Raw genomic sequence first — 16,989 nt, 5'->3', positions numbered from 1 at the left:
CGACGTAAGAGTGCAGCGTCTGCGCGCCGAGACCATCGAAGATCCGCCGCTAGACGTCGCCAAAGTCGTCATCACCGTCGAACCGTGCGAAGTGCTCCTCGAAGCACCGCGCTTCGCTGCTCGATTCACCCAAACCGTGACCCTGCAGGACCACGACGAGCAATCGCTCGCGGAAGTCGAGATCGTGGTCGTCATCGACTACACGCTCGACGACGGCCCCACGCCCTCGCAAGAGGCCATTGCCGCATACGTCGAGAGCAATTCGTACTTCACCGCTCACCCCTACCTGCGTGAGACGCTACAGAACGCTACGCTGAAGCTAGGGGTCGAGCCCGTAGTCCTGGGCATCCTTAGCAGGGACCAGCCCAGGCCCACCGAGGTTAGCCTTGTGCGCCGCCCAACACCCCAGGTTGCCGCCCCCTAGCCTTGAATGGCGGACCCTCCCGGCGAGGCATCGGTCCGCAGCCTTGGAGGCTCCGTGGTGGGTAAATCGGATCGCCTGCCCGGGCGGCCCCGTCAGGTGTGAGCTACGTCTGAAAGGCTCAGCCGGCCAACGGCACGGTGCTGCGGGCCGCTCCGATCAGCTAGCCCCGCGGCATCGTTCACGCCGACTTCGGAACAGGCCGCCCCGTACTGAGGACCTGCCGCGGGCGTGATTCGAGCGGCGGACTGTCAGTGGCATGTGGGAATCTTTGAGTATGAACTTCCGGGGGAAGTATTCACATCGAAGGCGTTCCGACGAACACAGGCGGTGTTCCATGGCTGACGGACGGGTTATACGCGTACATCGCAAGGAGCTGCCTTCTCCTGACGGCTGCCGCTGGTGCGGCGATGACCAAGGCCACCACGGCTCCCAGTGGGTGGCCTCGGTCGGCCTGCACACATGGCAGGAGCCGACCCGGGAGCAGCGCCTCACGCGCATGAAAGCGCGGCGTGCGGCGCGTCAGGCCGCCCCCGCAGCGTCTACCAAAGATGGGGCCCCGCGCTCTGGGCTCGCGTGACCAGGGAATCGAAGACTGTTGACAGCGCCTCGGGGATCCGGTCCTTGGTGATGTGTGCGGCAATGCCGATCATGAGGTCTTCCTTGCCCTTCGGCCCATCGGCCGAGCCGGTCTTGAACAAGTCCAGCAGTTGAGAGCTGAACTTCCCCGCGCGTAGTTCGTTGACTTCCTCGGGCAACCAGGCCCCCCGCTCAGCGTTGGGCTTCCACAGGGCGTTGGCGGTCTCGGCCCAGTCGTCGTCAGTGAACAGGTCCTCGAGCTCATTGGGGGAGCCGAGGTAGAGGCACTCCTTCTTGAGGTCGAAGCCATGCTCCTTGAGCTTGTCATCCCGAAAGGCACGCTTCTGATGGGTGCGGCTGTCCTTGTCAACGACAAATGCAACGTCGCGGCCGTGCTCCTTGAGGAACTTGGCAAACCGCAGGGCACCCTCGTTGCTTCCGCCGGCCCATAGACAGATCCCGGCGGACTGAATGGGTACTCCGGCGTACTTGCGGAACAGGAGCGGGAACGCAGAGGTCTCGGACACGCCCTCCACCGCGACGAAGAACCGCTCGTGCAGCAGGACACTGTTGCGGAACCCCAGCGTGGTCGCGATCGTCGACAGGTGACGGCGCACATCCATATCCGCGCTGTCCTCGCTCAGCACCTCGGCCCGCACTGTGCCGTGGTGAGTGCGCAGATGCACCACAGAGGAGATGTCGACGCCGTCGATCAGGTTGAGCGAATGCGTCGCCACGATGACGCGCGCGTTGGGACGTGACGACTGCAGCTGGATGAGCGCCATGATGCGTCGCTGATGGGAGTAGTCCAGGTGCGTATCGGGCTCGTCGTAGACGAACACGACATCCGCGTCGAGGCCTTGCGTCGAGTCGTGCTGCCCCAGGTCGTTGCTGCTCTCCCACAAGGCCAGCGAAATCCGGCGTGAGCGACCGGTTCCCGCCGACGAGAGCGGGTACCGACGGCCCTGTGAATCCACGATGCTCAACTCGACCCCGACCAGGGCCGGGCGCACCTGCACCTGCGGATCCAGTTCCACCGAGGGCAAAGAGCACCGCTCGGCGATGTGCCCGCGGATGCTATCGATGTCCTCCGTCAGCGACTCGGCAAGGTAATTCTCAAGCTCCGATACACGCTTGGCCACCTCATCAGCACGCGTGTACTCGCGCAGCCGGGAGTTGAGCAAACTCTGGACCACCGCTTCAGGAGCCTGAACCGAATCGCCCTTGAAGTACACCATCGACGGCAGCGCAGCAGCTACCTCGGAGTCCGCCGCCACCCATGCGTCGACCTGCTCCATCTGCTGGGCCAGCTCCCGAAGCGGCTGCTCCCAACTGTTCTTCGCGTTCGCTTGACCGACCGGCTGGACCCCGCGAGCCACCGCCAGCTCCTTGAGCATCGTCAGCTTCACCGATTCCAGGTCACGCAGTTCCGGATCCTTGCAAACGCGGCGCCGGATCTCCAGGAAGGTGCCCGCCTCCGGCCGGTAACGGCGGCGGATCAGTACATGCTCAGGCAAGTCGAAATGCGCCTCCTCAGCCGCGCTGAGGATGAAATCGCCCGTCACTGTCGTCTGAGCCACTCGCGCATGCGCGGCGACCATGTCCACTTCGAGTGGCGCCTCCGGCAAGATCCCGCCGCCGACGTAGGTGAGATCCCGTTCGCTCAGTGGCGACCCGTGCAGCAGGAAGTCCAGCGCGTCGAGCAGGGTGCTCTTTCCACCCTCGTTCTGGCCCGTGAGGACCGTCTGTGGCAGGACCGGAACATCATCGATGTTCGCGAGGCAGCGGAAGCCCTCAACGGAAACGGAGCAGATCTGCACGCATGCCTCAACTCGACAACGATCGAACGGTTCGGATAAACAGAAAACTTCGGGTGTCAGCCTGAGATCTGACGGTATGGGAACTGGTCCACGATGAATCGAGCCAGATGACGACCCTTGCTGGGGGCGGCCATCAGCGCCGCGTGAACGTCCGCGGACACACCGTCGTAGCGGTACAGCCTTCCGCTGTGGAAGGCCACCTCAAGCACACGATCTGACTCGCTGTAGCCCACCGAACGGACGTTCGTCGACTGAACCGGCTCATGTAACAAAGTGCCTCCTGCGGCCTACGTGCCGGGCGTTGCACGAATGAACAAAATAATAGCGCTGTGCACGAGGCCGAATGCCCTGTCGGTGCGAAGTGCCATCGGTGCCTAGCGGTTCGGGCATCGTCGCCAGCAAGGCATCCTCGGACGCCGGGTTCCCCAGCCACGGTGAGGGCTGATGCATGCACCGTGCAACCGAACACGAGGCCGCCCACAGCTGCGATGGCAGTACTGATGCCTCCGTGGATCAGAAGGCACCAGAGTCAACGAAGCACGCGGAACTGGCAAGGAGAACCAGAGCGACGTCAGTGCCGGGAGGCCCTGGGGCGACGAGCACCGGCAGGGAGCTGACGACTACAGTGATCGGGAACAGTCTTCGTTGTGCCAGGTTGCCCAGTTGTCGAGGGCATCAAGTCTCGTAGAGCAGCGCGGCGCATACCGATGTGACAGCCGGCAGCAACATGAGCACTGCCCCGAGGACACACCTGTTCTTTATGCGGACGATGCGGCTGGTTGCGGTCAGAGCGCGGAACAGTCTGCCATGGGGGTCTGCGCTGCTCAGGAGGAGCCCGGAGGAGAGCTCTGCTTGCTTGTCCGCCCTGACCACGTCGTCGTAGTAGGCCACGGATCCGAGGCTCTCCCAGACTCTTGGACCACGGCGGGGGAGTAAGGCTGCCAGAAGGAAGATCAAGGCCAGCGTTGTCGTGACAGAGGCTGTCCACCACAGTGGCTGGGGCCACAGCGCACCGGGCGGTCGGCGGACCAGGAGGAGCCCGAACAGGGACAGTCCCGCTGCGAGCAGGACCGCGGCCTTGCCGTCGGCCCTGCCTATCTCAATGTGGTTCTGAGCGATCAGCTCACGGGACAGCTCCACCACATCGGCCGGCTCGGGAGCTGTTGGACGGCGCCGTAAGCGAAGGAGGGGAGTCATCGGAAGTCCTCATACAGATTGTTGGCATCTCCCGGGCCGTTGTCGGTGCCGATGCGCCGCAGCACTTCGTCGCCTTGTGGGACTCCGACGTCGCTGAGCACCCGTGCGAGGTTGACGCCGACGAAACTGCGGTCTTCCGGTGTTAGCGACTGCAGCGTGGCGGCGAGGGTGTGCTCCCAACTGTCCGGATCGCTTAGTAGGGTGCGGTGGGCAACGGTCCAGTCGAGCACCTCGCGTGCTTGGTCAGGCTGATGCAGTAGCCACAGGGCTGCGAGACCGACGGGACCGCCCGCGACGACCTCTCGATAGAAGCGGTATGCCTCACGGTGGGCTTCGCCGAAACCAGCGGGCAGGGCCGGTGCCGAACCGGAACCGGGCGTGGGCAGCAGTGCGGCCGGGGGATCCAAGAACCAATACGTGAGACCTGAGCCGTGAATTGGATGGGGCTGGCCAGGCGGCACGGCCTCGGTCGTCGCGAAATACGGCGGCGCTTTGCGCAGCGGGTCAGGGACTCCGGGCAGAGAGGCGTGTTCGTTGATATGGCTGGCCACCAGCTGCTGGGCTTGCTCTTCGGTAATCTGCGACCTGGCCGCGACGACAGGGTTGCTGATTCTCCAGCTGACCCCGTAGCGGGCGGGGGATTTCGGTGGCCGGCGGGGAACGTCCACCGAGATCCGCTGCTCGGCCAGCGAGACCCACACGATGCTGTGGAAGGCGCCCTCCCGTACGGCACGTCGAGTCGGACGTGGGTAACCCCAGATGTCGCCACTGCGTGGCGGCAGCATCCCGTCGTCGTCCTCAGTGTCGGCGAGGAACACCAGCGCCCGGTCGCTCGGCGCGCTGAGATGGTGACGGAGCAGTTGCCAGACAGGGGAGGAGACCAGAGGCGTGATGAGCGGACCGGTCATGATGTGAGTCCTTCGGCTGTGAACGAGTTGCGGGATCGGTGACGGCGCAGCAGAAAGCGAAGGGCACCACGATGACTGCGTGCCACCCCGGCGAGTTCGCCCAACATGTACGGGAACGCGGTCTGTCGACTTTGTTCCGGGTCGCGCTCGATCAGGAACAACCCCGCCGACATCGCCTCGTAGGTATCTGGATCGCCCAACGCCGTGACCACGAGGTCGAATGCTCGCTCGAAGTCATACGTGAGGAGGTCCGCGAGCCGTACGCGATGCAGCCCCCGGGCTCTGGCTGAGGGGAAGGCCCCTTCACTCATCGCTTTGATGACGTGCACTGCCATCGTGTGGTGCTGTGTGCCCTGGTCTGCCCGCTGCCAGGAGAGCAGATGATCCAGGACCAGGATGCGGTTGGCCTTCTCGGAGAGTAGGACGCTGAGAGCGAAGGAGACAGCGGTGCGGACTCTGCTGTCAAGCTCTTCCCCTGGTCTGGAGAGGGCCGTATCCATGAGCCTGAGAGCGGTGGTCGGCCGTGCCAAACCGTAGCTGCTGGCACAGGTCTCGGCGACTGTGCAGTGAAGGGTCACCGCGGCAGACCGGCTCCACTGTCTCAGCTGCTCGCCTACTGCTGCGGTGTGGGAGGGGCGCTCCGCCAGCTCACCCAGTGCATAGGAGACCAGGCGGCGATGCCAGCGGTACTCCGAGGCAGCGAACGGCGCCAACTGACGCAGGGTGTTCGGACCGGTAGCGTGCGCGAGAGTCTTCCCGAGTGCCCGCCCGGCGGCCAGCTCGACTCCCGAGTGGTGAGGGGACAGACTCAGAGCTTTCCACAGCACGGCAGTCATGCCTTCGTAGTCCAGCAGAAGGCACCTCAGCAGGCTCTCCGAGCGGTGCTGGCCGAAGAACGCGACTGCCTGGACGGGGTAGCGCTGCCCGGCTGTGAACCGAGGCGGCATGAGACGGGCACCGACGGCCTCCAACCGATCGTGGAAGGCCGACCCGAGCAGGTCACGCTCTGCGGCCGTGTCCGGCCTCCCGGATGCCGGGGCACAGCGTTCGTCGATGAGAGGTCGCAGCGACACACTGAATTCCTCGACAATCGTGCGGTCCTGTCCTGCCAGGAGCGAGATGGCCGCCATCAGTGAAAGGCTGTCCGCTCTGTGACGGGACGCTGCCAATGCCTGGTGAGCTGCCGCGGGACTGCCGGCCCGTAACTCCTCAAGCACGGACGACGCGGCTCTCTCCGACACGACGAGATCACGCAGCCCTTCAGCGACCGCAACAGCGTCCTGGGGCAGAGGATGATCGCGCAGGTAACTGCTGAAGTCTGGCGAGCTGAGGTGTTCTCGAGCTGCAGACACCTGCCCAGGGGAGAGGTCACCCTCCTCAGCCATGGCGTTCAGCTGTCTGGCGGCTACAACGGCTGGCAACGGCGGACGGTGCACGCACTGCCAAGGCTTTGACTCACGGGGGAGAGCCGTGTCCGCCCCGACCGTGACGACCAGGTGGGCACGAGCGTCGCGGAGCAGCGCGGCCAGCGCGTTGAGCGCCGCCTCGCTGAGCGAGGCGGCGGCTCGCGGGGTCAGGCCCTGAAGTACGTAGCCGCGGGCTTCTTTGGGACGCCACCGTGCCAGGTCCTCGGGGCAGTCCAGACCGGTGATGGCGTTGACCCCGTGGCAGTCCGCCAGTAGCGCGAACGCAGTGGTGCTCACGCCTGTGCTGCTGCCGGCCCACAGTATTAGGAGGTGGCTGTCCAGAATCTTTCGGCATTGTGCGTAAGCCGGTGGTTCGACGAACCCATGCAACCGGGCTGTGACCTCGTCCGCTGGGTAGGGTCCCTCTCTCAAACGGGGCTTGAAGACGTGCTCTGCGACGGCCTCGTCCATCTGCACGCCGTTGATCACGGTGACGTTGCCCGCGATGCCGCCCATGACGGCCATGCCCTGCTCTAGGCGTTGTTGGTTGTCACGGTAGGAGTGGCCTGCATCTGCGCGGTTGTCCGCATCAGCGTCAGTACCGGTTGAGAGGGGAGCGGCGTTCGTAGCAGTGCTCACCGAGGGTCCCCGGATTCACCGATCCGCTTGTCGCCCGACACGTTGTCGCCGCCGCCCCAGTGCTGGTTGGTGCCGCGATACGACGTAGAGGGGCCGGTGTACTTGAAGTCCCGACCCACATTGCCCATCACCGCGGCACCGCCCCCTACACGCTGCGTATTGCCGCTGTAGTGCGTCTCGGCCCCGGCCATGGTGTCCCGCTCTTCATGGACAGACTCAGCGGTCTGCTCCGCGAACTCCTCACGCGGTTCCACGCCGGCCCGGACGAGGTTCCCCGAGGGGGAAGGGACGTACAGCCAGGCGCGCTGAGAGAAGGCCTTGCCTTCCACGGTGGCCGGGACTTCCACGCAACGATCGGGGTGAAGTCCGGTGTACGCGCCGAGCACGGCGTCCTCGTAAACGCGCTGTGAGATGATACTGACCAGATGCGTGACCTGTTCGCTCGCCGCGGCGAGGATGGCTTTGACTGGGCGTGAGTCCAGCAACCGGTGCGTGTCGTTGCGGGCCGTTCCGTTGCCATCGCCTTGATCTCCCGCGTCAGGCAGCGGGCCGACATGGATGCTGGCCCGGAGCCGGATACGGGGGCCCACGGACTGCCTGTTGTACGCGCCGAGGGTGTCGTCCAGCACGCCGAGAAACGGCCAGAGAACATAGGGCAGCCATGACGGGTCGAAGCCGAACACCACCCCGTCCCCAGTGCTGGCCGGAAATCGTTTCGCGTCGCGCAGCTCGTGGAGCTTTGCGCGTTCCAAGGCCTGGTCCACAAGCTCCGGGATCAGCTGGCTCACCGGCCCGTGCTGCGAGGCGGGAAGGCCGGTGAAGTCTTTGGCATCGACCGCGAGCAAAGCCCGGTAAGGGGGAAGCGGACGGCTCTCGGCATACGGGACGGGCATCTGCGTGGACATTGTGATCTCCTCGTGAACGAAGCCGGGGCCGGCAGTTCCGAGATTCCCCTGCTTCCGCTCACCCGACTGCACAGCGCAGGGCACTGCGAGGGTGCCCCACGTCACAGCGAGGTCGTGACGAAGGTGTCGCGGACGACGACGTGCCGGACAAGGCTAGAGAGCGCCCTCGGCCCAATGCCGTAGTGCCCGCAGGTCCTTGACCACGATTACTCTGCGAGCCGTCTCCACCGCGCCGGCTTGACGCAACTGCTGGAGCCCGGTAATGACCGCGTTGCGTGTTACCCCGATAGCCTGGGCGAGTTCCTCCTGGCTCAAGCCGGTCAGCCTTACAGCATCCGATTTAGTGCCGTGTGTGTTGAGCTCGATCAGTCGCACAAGTGCCCGTGCAAGTCGAACGACCAGCGGCAGGGTCAGCAGTTCGCTGCGGTGCGTGTCCGACTCGCGTAGCCTCGATAGGGCCTGGCGCATCAAGTCCATGATGAGGCCACGCTCTTCGACGAACCGGCGAAACCGATCAGCCTCCAGCACGACGGCGGTACACGGGGTCAGAGCGACCACGTCTGCTGTGCGCGGCGTGCCATGGAAGACGGAGACTTCGCCGAGCAACTCCCCAGGCCCTCGGAAGGCCAGCCACGTCACAATGCCCTCCGGTTCCCGGCGTATCACTTTGGCCAGGCCCTCGGTGAGGGCTAGCAGGTACGTTCCCGCCGTGCCCTGCCTGAGCATCACGCTGCGCGCACGAAAGGCGCGCGCTGTCCCCTGATGCCGTAGCTCATTCCAGACCTCGTCGGACAGCACCCGTCACCTTTCCCGTTTGGCTCACCAGCGACAGTCCGCAGCTGTCACCCATTGAGTTCTACGCCGATCGGACCTTCTCGACTCGTCAGTGGGCGACTATGTCCGGTAACGGCTGCTGATCTCACCGTGACTGCCTCGAGGAGTTCTGGCCGAAGGATGAAGGTGTTCCCGATTGGCGCACCAATACGGTCCGCAGGGAGCGACCCGAGGAGCGGCTAGTCGCCCGCCGGTGTAGGAACAGGGCGCCAGCCAAACGAGCTCCCGCTGAACGTTGCGCTGATGAAGTCGACCGTGCCACCGGTGAACGTGGCGTCGGCGAAGGAGACCATGCCACCGGCGAGCCTCGCGAAGGCGAAGGTGACCGTGCCGTCGCTGAACGTCGCGCCAAGGAACGAGACCACGCCGCCGCTGAACGGCGCGCGGTCGAAGGCGACCACACACCTCGAAAGTGGCTGATTGAGAAGTTGCCGCCATCGAAGACGGCACCCGGTGAATAGGGGATGCCCACCCGCCCGCTCGTGGATGCGAGTCGCAGATGCGCCGATCAGCTTGTGGGCCGCCGCCTTGGTCAGCCGCTTCGCAGCTCGCACAGCAGTCCAGGCCCCCGGCTCCAACCGCAGCCACAAAATTCGGCGGAGAAACCAGCCTCACGCGTCCCATCGCCGACCGACCAGCCCAGTCCGGCCAGCACGCCTCAACTCATCCGCTCACTACCCGTAGAGTCCTCTGTGACCATTGGCCGTCTGTCTGTATTGCGAGGTTTCCCCATGCCATCCCCCGTTCCGGAGAGCCGCGATGAGCTGGTTCAGCACTTCGGCCGTGAGGGATTGCGACGATTCGGGCGGGCCAGTCTGTCGGGTGTCCGCTTGTCGGAGGCGGGGACGGTTTTTCTGGAGCGGACCGGTGTACCGGTAGGCATCGCTCCGTACTTTCAAGCTCCGCTGGGAGATGAGCCGGTAGCCCTGGGTGTTGTCGCTGCACGTTCAGCGGGACCACGACCGCATGCGGAAATGGAAAGGTGGCCGCGCATCGGGTTCGACGGGCTGGCCCACCTGTGTGTGAGGCCCGATGGTGCCGTTCAGGCTGTCCTGCTGAACAGTGTGGCGGATGACATGTTCGTCAACACGGATATCTCGACGATGAGTGCGTCTCTTCTGGCGCTTGACCGCGCACAGCCGCTGATCGCAGCGTCCTCGGGTCTCGGCGAGGCTGCGGCTGTCTTCCGCGATCTGTCCGCGGAGCTGCGACGGATCGATGCGGCGGCCTTCGAGGAGCGTGAGGCCTGGTGGCCTCGTGTCCTCGACGACGTCCGGCACACCTTGAACTTTCCGTTTTCCGCCGCGTTCGAGTATGTCGATTCCTCTGGTGCCGAGCAGGTCGTCACGGAGGCTACGGGACCTGGTCAGCCGCATCCGGAAGAGATCATCTGGCGTCGTCTTTCCCGGGAAGGTGTACAGCCGCAGCACGTACGCAGGGTCTACTGCGAGCTGGAACCCTGCCTCATGCCCGGGCACTACTGTGCTGTGTGGATGCAGGAAACGTTCCCACGGGCTCAGTTCGCCCACAGCTTCGACTACGGGGCGACCACTGAATCCCGCGAAGAGGGGTTCAAGGAACTGATCATGCACACCGCCGAACAGGCACGGCGTCGCTGATGCGCTGGGAGCGCCCTGCCGCCGGACGTGAACCCGCGGCCGCGGCTCTGCTGGGCTGGCTTGCCGATCCGCAAGCACCTCGTCTGTGCCTGGTGTCCGGATCGCAGGGATGCGGAAAGTCAGGGCTGCTCGCCTGGCTCGTGCACCACGGCAGCGGGAGCGAGGCATCGGCTGAGCGCGCCGTACACGCCGTTGTTCCCTCAGCGGGGCAGAGCCTGCGAGGCACAGTCTGGACGCTTGCTGATCAGCTCGGCATCGTGGCACGGGCCCCGGGGGAACTCGTGACGGCGCTTGAGCGTGACCCTCGGCGCACGGTCATTGTCCTGCCGGATCTTCATACAGACGACGTCGCCGAGCTCGCACTCGACCTGGTCGCCCTGCCGCATATCCGGCTGATCGTCGAGTCCCGCTCCCAGAGCCCCGCACATCGCCTCCTGTCCGCAGGCGCATGCGCGGAACTGGACCTGGACCTCGAGCAGTGGAGAGACCAGAGACGTTACGAACAGTGGGTGGCTGACATGCCCGACAGCCACGCCACCGCCCGCCCGGGACCTGCGAATGCGGCTGAGGACCTGGACCTGTCGGATCCGGTCGCCGTCTGCGAAGCCGATCCGTGGGAAGTTACCGCGGCTTACGACCGGGACGATGACCACAAGCACGGAGGGCTCCGTGCTGCCTGGATCCGGGTGGGGCAGGCCCTGTGCAGGGAGCAGCGGCCGGCGTCTCGAGCGCTGCACCTTCTCAGCGCGCTGGGCGACGGTGCGGATCCCTGGATAGCGCCCGCACTGCGCGTTGTTGCTGCAGCAGCGGACTGGCGAATGGAATGGAGCCGGGTGCGGGGGGATATGACTCCACCCTGGCCCGGCCCCGTCGCGACGCTGGCCGTGGGCACGGGGCCCCTTGCCGGCAGCCTGGTGGTGGCCGGCTCCGGTGGGATAGTGAAGGCCGTGTGCCTGGCAGATGCCACCGCGCAAGGGCGTCTGCCGACCCTCTCCTTTCAGCCGGTGGCAATGACCGTCATGCCGGACGGCGCGCTGCTGATGCTGGACGAGAACGGCCGTATCGAGGCCGAATCCGGCTGGGCGACCCGACCAGCAGAGTCGGGCCTCGCGGGCCTGCTTGAGCAGGAGCCCACCAGCACGCAGCGCCTGCTGGACAACCTTCGCAATCAAACCGGAACGGCTCTCACTCATGCAGCAGGCAAGGACCTGGGCATCCTCGCGCTCGGCGATGTCACCGGCACCGTGCGGGTTTTCGGTGACGTTTCGGACATTGCATGCCTGCATGATGGGCCTGTGAACGGCCTGACAGCCCTCAACCTCCCCCTGGGCGACGGCGTGACCGCGCCGATCCTCTACAGCGGCGGGGCAGACGGCGCCGTCCGTGCATGGTCACCGGGCAGCGCACCCATGACCGAACCCGTCCTTCAGCGGCCCTGCCCCGTCGTGTCCCTTGACTCCGCAGTCACACACGACGGGCCTGCAATCGTGGTCGCCTGGGGCGACAGTACGGTCGAGTGCATCTACTGGGACACAGGGATCCAGCGAACGTTCCGGCCTGGACCCCCCGTCCGCGCAGTTGCCCTTGATGAGAACGGCCGCATCTTGATCGGAATGGATGAGTCTCTGACCACCCTCATCCCACGGATTCCATCCGCTGACGCAGGCGTCGTGCAGTAGCGAGAGCCCGTTGACTGATTTCACCCGGCTCTCACACGGGCCGGATTGACGATCATTCAGCTGACCGGGGAGGGTAGCAAGGTCGGCGCTTAACGGGGGGAACTACATGGGGATGACGCTGCCCGATGACCTGGTCGAGGTCCTGGACCTCGTAGGCATCGACTGGCCACAGATCGACGAGGACGACGTCAAAGCCTCCGCCAAGGACTACCGGAAGCTAGCCGAAGGCGTCCGCGACGCCGTCAAGGAAGGCAACGACGCCTGCTCTCACATCGTTGCCGGCAAGAGCAAAGGCGAGACGGTCAACGCAATCGACCGCCGCTGGGGCAAGCTCACCACGAGAGACCTGGCGACCTTCGCCAAAGGAACTGACGACCTAGCCGGTGCCCTCGACGACTGCGCCGGCCTCATCGTCACCTGCAAGGTCGCGATCATCGGCAAACTGACAGCGACCGCCGCCACCGCCACGGCAGGCGTCATCGGCATGTTCTTCACCGCCGGTCTCAGCGGCCTGCTCTCCGCCGCTGCCATCGCCGCCGCACGACTCATCATCCAGGAAGCCATCGACTACGCCATCGAGCAGATCACCTCGATCGTCACCGACAAGATCGAAGGCATGATCCTTTCGGAGATCGAGAAGCTGTTCTCCGACAAGCTCGGAGGCGCCAGCACCCAGGACGTCATGGGTGCTGGCAGCGCCGACATGGCCCAGGACCTGGTCATCGAGTTCGCCGAGTTCGAAAGTGCTGCCAGCGACTACAAGAAGACCGCCACCAACTTCGACAAGAAGAAGGGCGAGTTCAAGGCCGGCGGAGCTGGTCGCAAGACGTCAGTGAAGAAGGACAGCCGCTTCCACAAGCTCTCCACCGTCATGGACAAAGCCGAGGACGCTGTCGACAAGAAGGCCGACGAGATGGTCAAGACCCTCGAAGACCACGGCGGCAAGATCGACAAGAGTAAGAAGGACCACAAAGGCACCGACGGCGACACCAAAGACGACTTTGACAAGTGCAAGAAGCCCGACGGCGACGATGTCCCGATGTACTTGCTCAACGCTGACGGAACCGTTCAGGAACTACACGCAAACGGCAGCAGGTCCGCTGTATCCGAAAATGACAAGTCCGGCATATGGAACGTCATGGAGAAGAATGGGACGGTCTGGCGTCCGCCGAAAGGGACTAACCCGTACCCCATCCCGAACACACGCGGCGGCCCCGCGGTGGTCTCCAAGAAGATTGCGCCAGGGTCTAACGCCCTGTCTCGAGCCACGGAAATCGCCCGGTTTGCCAAAAAGGACTACGGCGGCACCAACTTTGCCGCGGCGGAATACGTGAACCCGACGACGAAGAAGCCCATCATCCTCATCGGTGACAGCGAAGGGCCGCACTCGGAACGGACAATCGGATACCCCGTCCTCCGGCACAACGAAGAAGCCAACATCACAAAGGTCTACACCGAACGGCAACCCTGTCAGAAATCCCCAAAGTGTGACCAATGGCTCGACGAATACTTCAAGTCCAAGAACCCAAAACTCGAAGTAGAGCACGCCAACACATACGACCAGACACTCTCCTCCAAGGATCCTCAGCGAGACAAGGAACACCGTGAATACATGACAGAATTGAAGAAGCGTCACCAGACCCAAGGGCACCCATGATAGATAGGTCCGACATGCTCACCCAAATCACCCCCGACGTTGTGATCGAGGCGTTCGGCCTTAGCTCCGTCACCTACCTCCCGCAGACGGAACCTGGCCACCTGCACAGGCCAACAGCCAACTTCCTGGCAACTGTCGGTCTCCCTGAAAGCAAGTTCTTCGGCCCAAGGAAGGATCTCGAGGACAACAGTGCGCAGCGACTGCGCTTCGGACCGAGCCTGAAGGCCTACTTCGAACGAATCGGATCCGAACTGCCACCGGAAGCCGAGACGTGGGAGCACCTCGGAGATTTCATCTACGCCACCGTCGCACTCGACCCGCGGGACGGGCGAATCTACGCCTTCCCAGAGGGGGAAGCCGACTATCAGCCGATGCACGAAGACGTCTCGAGCCTCGTACACGCGCTCATCATCCTGAACCGGGGTCGGGTGGACTACCTGAAGCTAGAGACGGACGACGACGAGCAGCGTGTACGCATCGTGGACCGCATGACCGAGGAGATCGCCGCTGTCGACCCCACCCCCTTCGCAGACGAGGAGGCCGAGTGGAGCACGCTCTTCGACCAGATCAGCCTCAACATGTGGCGATGAAACAACCCCCGCTATGAGCGGCAAGCCGCACACAAACCGAACCCGGGGCGCGGACAAAGCAGTCCGCCCGAGGTATCGGGGGGACCGAGGAAGCCGGTCGCTCCCTCCGTCACCTCAGCTGATACGAGAGGACGGGATCGGCCCACCCGCCGAGTCGACGGCTGATCCCGAAGCGGGATGGGAGCCACCAGCGCCGGCGGATGTGGCGCTCGCTGACGGCCGACCACGGAGGGCCGGACAGGTCTTCCACTCCCCACCAGGTTTTCACCGCCCTGCTGCCGTCCAGCTTAAGTAAGGGCCAGCGCGGCACGTGGAGCCCCACGAAAAACATCGAGACATCATCCCCGCACTTCGTCGTGTAGAAGTACCTCTCAGAATCCGTGTAGCTGGCACCCAGCCCGCACTGCAGGCCCATCGTTCCGCCCAGCCACGTCAGGGCCAGTTTGCCACCCGCCGGGATCGAGGGGACGAGCACCGGATTGAACCAATGCTCCCCGTTCAATCCGCGCGTGAGGGCAGTTCGTTCGGCCTGGGCGACGAGAACGTTCGTAGCGGGGCCCGACCCCACGTTGACCAGCCACCACTTGGGCTGTCCCGCATTTTCTTGCCCGCTCTCCCACATGAATTGCAGGACTGGCATCCGGGATCTGCGACCAGACATGTAGGCGATGCCCAGCGAACCCAGCGAGACAAGAACAGCCACGATCGAAACTATGAATGCCGACACCGTTTGATGTTCCCCCTCTGCGGCAACGTCTGCACCGGACATACCCAAAGAGTCGGCCGCTCACGTAAAGGTCTTCGGTGCCCGCCGCGTGCTGAGTGAAGGCCCATGCGTGGGCGCGAGTCGCAGTTCTCCGCCAGGCCAGCTGCCGGCACCGACGCCTGCCGCAGCGGCCGTGCCCTCACCGCTATCGAGGAGGCCATCCTGTTCCATGACGAGCTGTTGCTGAGCGCTGATCAGATCGCAACAGTGACCGGCATTGGGCCTGCGACCACCAGGACGGGCTGCTGCCCGACGAGTGCGGACGCACACTTGCTCGCGGCTCTGGAGCTTCCCGACCAGAACCATGGCTCCCGCACTCGCAGAGCGCAGCGATCATGGGCTGAGCCCTGGGACAGGTGGAGAGCTCCTTCTGGGTGCTCGCGGAAGGGGCCGGCCGTTGCCCAGGTGAGGGCTGGCGTCCTGCTGTGTGGTGGTTCTATGGGGCGGCTTCCTCGAACTCGACGACGGTGTCAGGGCAGTCCTTCGCCAGTTCGAGGAGTGCGATCTTCTCCTTCTTGTCGGCCTGGAGCTTCCAGCGCAGCTTGGTGGCGGTCCAGTCCGCGCCGTAGGTGCAGTGGGAGGCTGCGGCAGGCGGCAGCCACTGGCTGGGGTCCTTGTCGGCCTTGGAGCGGTTCGTCTTCGCGGTGACGGCGACGAGAGACCGGTCCGATCCGAGATCGTTGGCGTAGGCCTGCCGCCGCTCCGCGGCCCAGTCCCAGGCACCGCTGTCCCAGGCTTCGGCTAGCGGGACCATGTGGTCGATGTCGAGCTTCCTCGGATCGGTGACCTCGGCCTCGTCGTAGTACGACGTCCAGGCCCCGCCGGTGAGTGCGCAGCGCTCGCCCTGCTCCGGCTTCGTGGTGGCTTCGTCCATCAGGACTTCGGCGCGGGTGGGGCACCCGTCGTCATCTTCGTCGATCCACTGCCGGAAGCTGTCCCGCTCGTAGCCGTCGCGTCGTTCCACACCGTCAGGGATCGCCGCGATGGCGTCGGCGAGGGTCAGTGCACCTGCGCCGGGAGCGGGGCCGCCGGGGGCGGGGGAGGCAACCGATGGTGTCGAGCCGGAGGAGCTGTTGCTGTCCGACGGCTTGCCGTCCACGACCTGCGGGTTGCAGCCGGTCAATGCGGCTGCAAGGACCGCAGCGGCGAGCGGGATGAGACAGCGTGACTTCACAGGGCGCTCCAGGAATGGCGGCAGTGGGGCGGCCTCATCTTCCCAGAGCAGAACTGCTGGTGACAGAGGGTCATGTGTGCTGGTGGTAACCCGGACCGCGTCCAAGGTGTCGGGCGGTCGTTGAGGAAGCATGACGACGAATTCAGCGCAGGTACCCGACGACTTCTCCGACGTGGTTCTCGCTCGCTGCCCCGGGCTGTCGGAGCGCGATGCGGGGCGGCTGCGGGCAAAGGTCCGCGAAGCCCTCGAAGGGCATCCCATGGACGAGTGGAGGGTCAGGTTCGCCGACGTGATCATCAGGCATAGGGACGAGGCGTTCGCTGAGCCGTTCTTCGAGCGGTCAGTCGCCCGAGGGATGCGGGCAATGACCAGTGATAGTTGAGCGTTCATCTGCGTGGAGCGTGGAGGAACCAGTGCCTCCGGACCTCACGTATAGCTCATGGGGGAGACCGTCCGGCTGGAATGGAGCGCTCCCTGACGGGCGGTTGCCCTCCGCCCCGCTCTTCTGCGACCCCGACCTCCAGCATTCGTTCGCGGGACGTCACGGTCACCGGGCCGTGGCGGGAGAGGCGGCATCACTGATTCTCTGTTTCGCGGCGCGAGGGGCGAGCCGGTCCGGAGGTGCTGTTCGCTGACGGATCCCCCATGGGAGCTGGTTCGCGGGTGTGATGCGCGCCCGATGGTGTGGGGCTGGTGGGGTTAGTGCAGCTCAGCCACGCATTGCGATCTTGAGGTAACGTTCCGTCAATATTTTTTGGGATTCGCCTGGACGTTTGAGGCGGCTGTGACGGCATT

General features: G+C 64.7%; 16 protein-coding genes. 6 read left to right on the top strand and 10 right to left on the bottom strand.

Features of this window, described 5'->3' with window-relative positions; genetic code table 11:
- The first annotated feature begins 10 nt into the window (after positions 1-10).
- Positions 11-424 (top strand): hypothetical protein, encoded by a 414-nt coding sequence (locus ACFUNE_RS33480; RefSeq protein ID WP_383575855.1) that lies wholly within the window; start codon positions 11-13, stop codon positions 422-424.
- A gap of 539 nt (positions 425-963) precedes the next feature.
- Here the strand turns inward: ACFUNE_RS33480 and ACFUNE_RS33475 are convergent.
- The 8 genes from ACFUNE_RS33475 to ACFUNE_RS33440 form a co-directional block, all read right to left on the bottom strand.
- Positions 964-2,820 carry an AAA family ATPase gene (locus ACFUNE_RS33475; protein ID WP_383575853.1) on the bottom strand — a complete coding sequence of 619 codons (1,857 nt, stop codon included), beginning with the start codon at positions 2,818-2,820 and terminating at the stop codon, positions 964-966.
- Between the two features lie 56 nt (positions 2,821-2,876).
- On the bottom strand, positions 2,877-3,092 hold the full coding sequence (locus tag ACFUNE_RS33470; protein ID WP_383575851.1) for a KTSC domain-containing protein: 216 nt from the start codon (positions 3,090-3,092) through the stop codon (positions 2,877-2,879).
- A gap of 403 nt (positions 3,093-3,495) precedes the next feature.
- Complete coding sequence (locus ACFUNE_RS33465) at positions 3,496-3,963, bottom strand: Pycsar system effector family protein (protein WP_383575848.1); 468 nt, start codon at positions 3,961-3,963, stop codon at positions 3,496-3,498.
- A 50-nt stretch (positions 3,964-4,013) separates the two neighbouring features.
- Positions 4,014-4,925 (bottom strand): hypothetical protein, encoded by a 912-nt coding sequence (locus ACFUNE_RS33460; protein WP_383575845.1) that lies wholly within the window; start codon positions 4,923-4,925, stop codon positions 4,014-4,016.
- A complete protein-coding gene (locus ACFUNE_RS33455) occupies positions 4,922-6,970 on the bottom strand; it encodes a hypothetical protein (protein ID WP_383575842.1) in 2,049 nt (682 codons plus the stop codon). Before ACFUNE_RS33455 ends, ACFUNE_RS33460 begins: the two co-directional genes overlap by 4 nt.
- Positions 6,967-7,875, bottom strand: a complete 909-nt coding sequence (locus tag ACFUNE_RS33450) for a hypothetical protein (RefSeq protein ID WP_383575839.1) — start codon at positions 7,873-7,875, stop codon at positions 6,967-6,969. The genes ACFUNE_RS33455 and ACFUNE_RS33450 overlap by 4 nt, the downstream gene beginning before the upstream one ends.
- A 153-nt stretch (positions 7,876-8,028) precedes the next feature.
- A complete protein-coding gene (locus ACFUNE_RS33445; protein WP_383575835.1) occupies positions 8,029-8,673 on the bottom strand; it encodes a Crp/Fnr family transcriptional regulator in 645 nt (214 codons plus the stop codon).
- 215 nt (positions 8,674-8,888) lie between these two features.
- On the bottom strand, positions 8,889-9,110 hold the full coding sequence (locus ACFUNE_RS33440) for a hypothetical protein (protein ID WP_383575833.1): 222 nt from the start codon (positions 9,108-9,110) through the stop codon (positions 8,889-8,891).
- 330 nt (positions 9,111-9,440) lie between these two features.
- Here ACFUNE_RS33440 and ACFUNE_RS33435 point away from each other — a divergent pair, with 330 nt between their 5' ends.
- From ACFUNE_RS33435 to ACFUNE_RS33420, 4 genes are all read left to right on the top strand, one after another.
- Positions 9,441-10,328 carry a nucleic acid/nucleotide deaminase domain-containing protein gene (locus ACFUNE_RS33435; protein ID WP_383575830.1) on the top strand — a complete coding sequence of 296 codons (888 nt, stop codon included), beginning with the start codon at positions 9,441-9,443 and terminating at the stop codon, positions 10,326-10,328.
- Between the two features lie 281 nt (positions 10,329-10,609).
- Positions 10,610-12,007, top strand: coding sequence for a hypothetical protein (locus ACFUNE_RS33430; RefSeq protein ID WP_383575827.1), 1,398 nt, complete (start codon positions 10,610-10,612; stop codon positions 12,005-12,007).
- Positions 12,008-12,119: 112 nt separating this feature from the next.
- Positions 12,120-13,664, top strand: coding sequence for a nucleic acid/nucleotide deaminase domain-containing protein (locus ACFUNE_RS33425; RefSeq protein ID WP_383575824.1), 1,545 nt, complete (start codon positions 12,120-12,122; stop codon positions 13,662-13,664).
- A 14-nt stretch (positions 13,665-13,678) separates the two neighbouring features.
- Entirely contained in the window at positions 13,679-14,254 is a 576-nt protein-coding gene (locus tag ACFUNE_RS33420) for an SUKH-4 family immunity protein (RefSeq protein WP_383575821.1), read from the top strand.
- Between the two features lie 109 nt (positions 14,255-14,363).
- Here ACFUNE_RS33420 and ACFUNE_RS33415 read toward each other — a convergent pair whose 3' ends face one another.
- Together ACFUNE_RS33415 and ACFUNE_RS33410 are read right to left on the bottom strand one after the other, a co-directional pair.
- On the bottom strand, positions 14,364-14,957 hold the full coding sequence (locus ACFUNE_RS33415) for a hypothetical protein (RefSeq protein ID WP_383575818.1): 594 nt from the start codon (positions 14,955-14,957) through the stop codon (positions 14,364-14,366).
- A gap of 499 nt (positions 14,958-15,456) precedes the next feature.
- Complete coding sequence (locus ACFUNE_RS33410) at positions 15,457-16,194, bottom strand: HNH endonuclease family protein (protein WP_383575816.1); 738 nt, start codon at positions 16,192-16,194, stop codon at positions 15,457-15,459.
- Between the two features lie 130 nt (positions 16,195-16,324).
- Here ACFUNE_RS33410 and ACFUNE_RS33405 point away from each other — a divergent pair, with 130 nt between their 5' ends.
- Entirely contained in the window at positions 16,325-16,576 is a 252-nt protein-coding gene (locus ACFUNE_RS33405) for a hypothetical protein (protein WP_383575814.1), read from the top strand.
- Positions 16,577-16,989: the final 413 nt, after the last annotated feature.

The sequence above is a fragment of the Streptomyces sp. NPDC057287 genome (assembly GCF_042667905.1).
Classification (GTDB): Bacteria; Actinomycetota; Actinomycetes; order Streptomycetales; family Streptomycetaceae; genus Streptomyces.
The sequence above is the reverse complement of the archived record's forward strand: the minus strand, read 5'-3'. Positions and strand labels throughout refer to the sequence as shown.

What these genes read in the sequence shown, in the direction of transcription:
- ACFUNE_RS33460 (WP_383575845.1), bottom strand. Translation starts at nt 4,925, where the DNA reads ATGACCGGTCCGCTCATCACGCCTCTGGTCTCCTCCCCTGTCTGGCAA.
- ACFUNE_RS33450 (WP_383575839.1), bottom strand. Translation starts at nt 7,875, where the DNA reads ATGTCCACGCAGATGCCCGTCCCGTATGCCGAGAGCCGTCCGCTTCCC.
- ACFUNE_RS33435 (WP_383575830.1), top strand. Translation starts at nt 9,441, where the DNA reads ATGCCATCCCCCGTTCCGGAGAGCCGCGATGAGCTGGTTCAGCACTTC.
- ACFUNE_RS33425 (WP_383575824.1), top strand. Translation starts at nt 12,120, where the DNA reads ATGACGCTGCCCGATGACCTGGTCGAGGTCCTGGACCTCGTAGGCATC.
- ACFUNE_RS33420 (WP_383575821.1), top strand. Translation starts at nt 13,679, where the DNA reads ATGCTCACCCAAATCACCCCCGACGTTGTGATCGAGGCGTTCGGCCTT.
- ACFUNE_RS33405 (WP_383575814.1), top strand. Translation starts at nt 16,325, where the DNA reads ATGACGACGAATTCAGCGCAGGTACCCGACGACTTCTCCGACGTGGTT.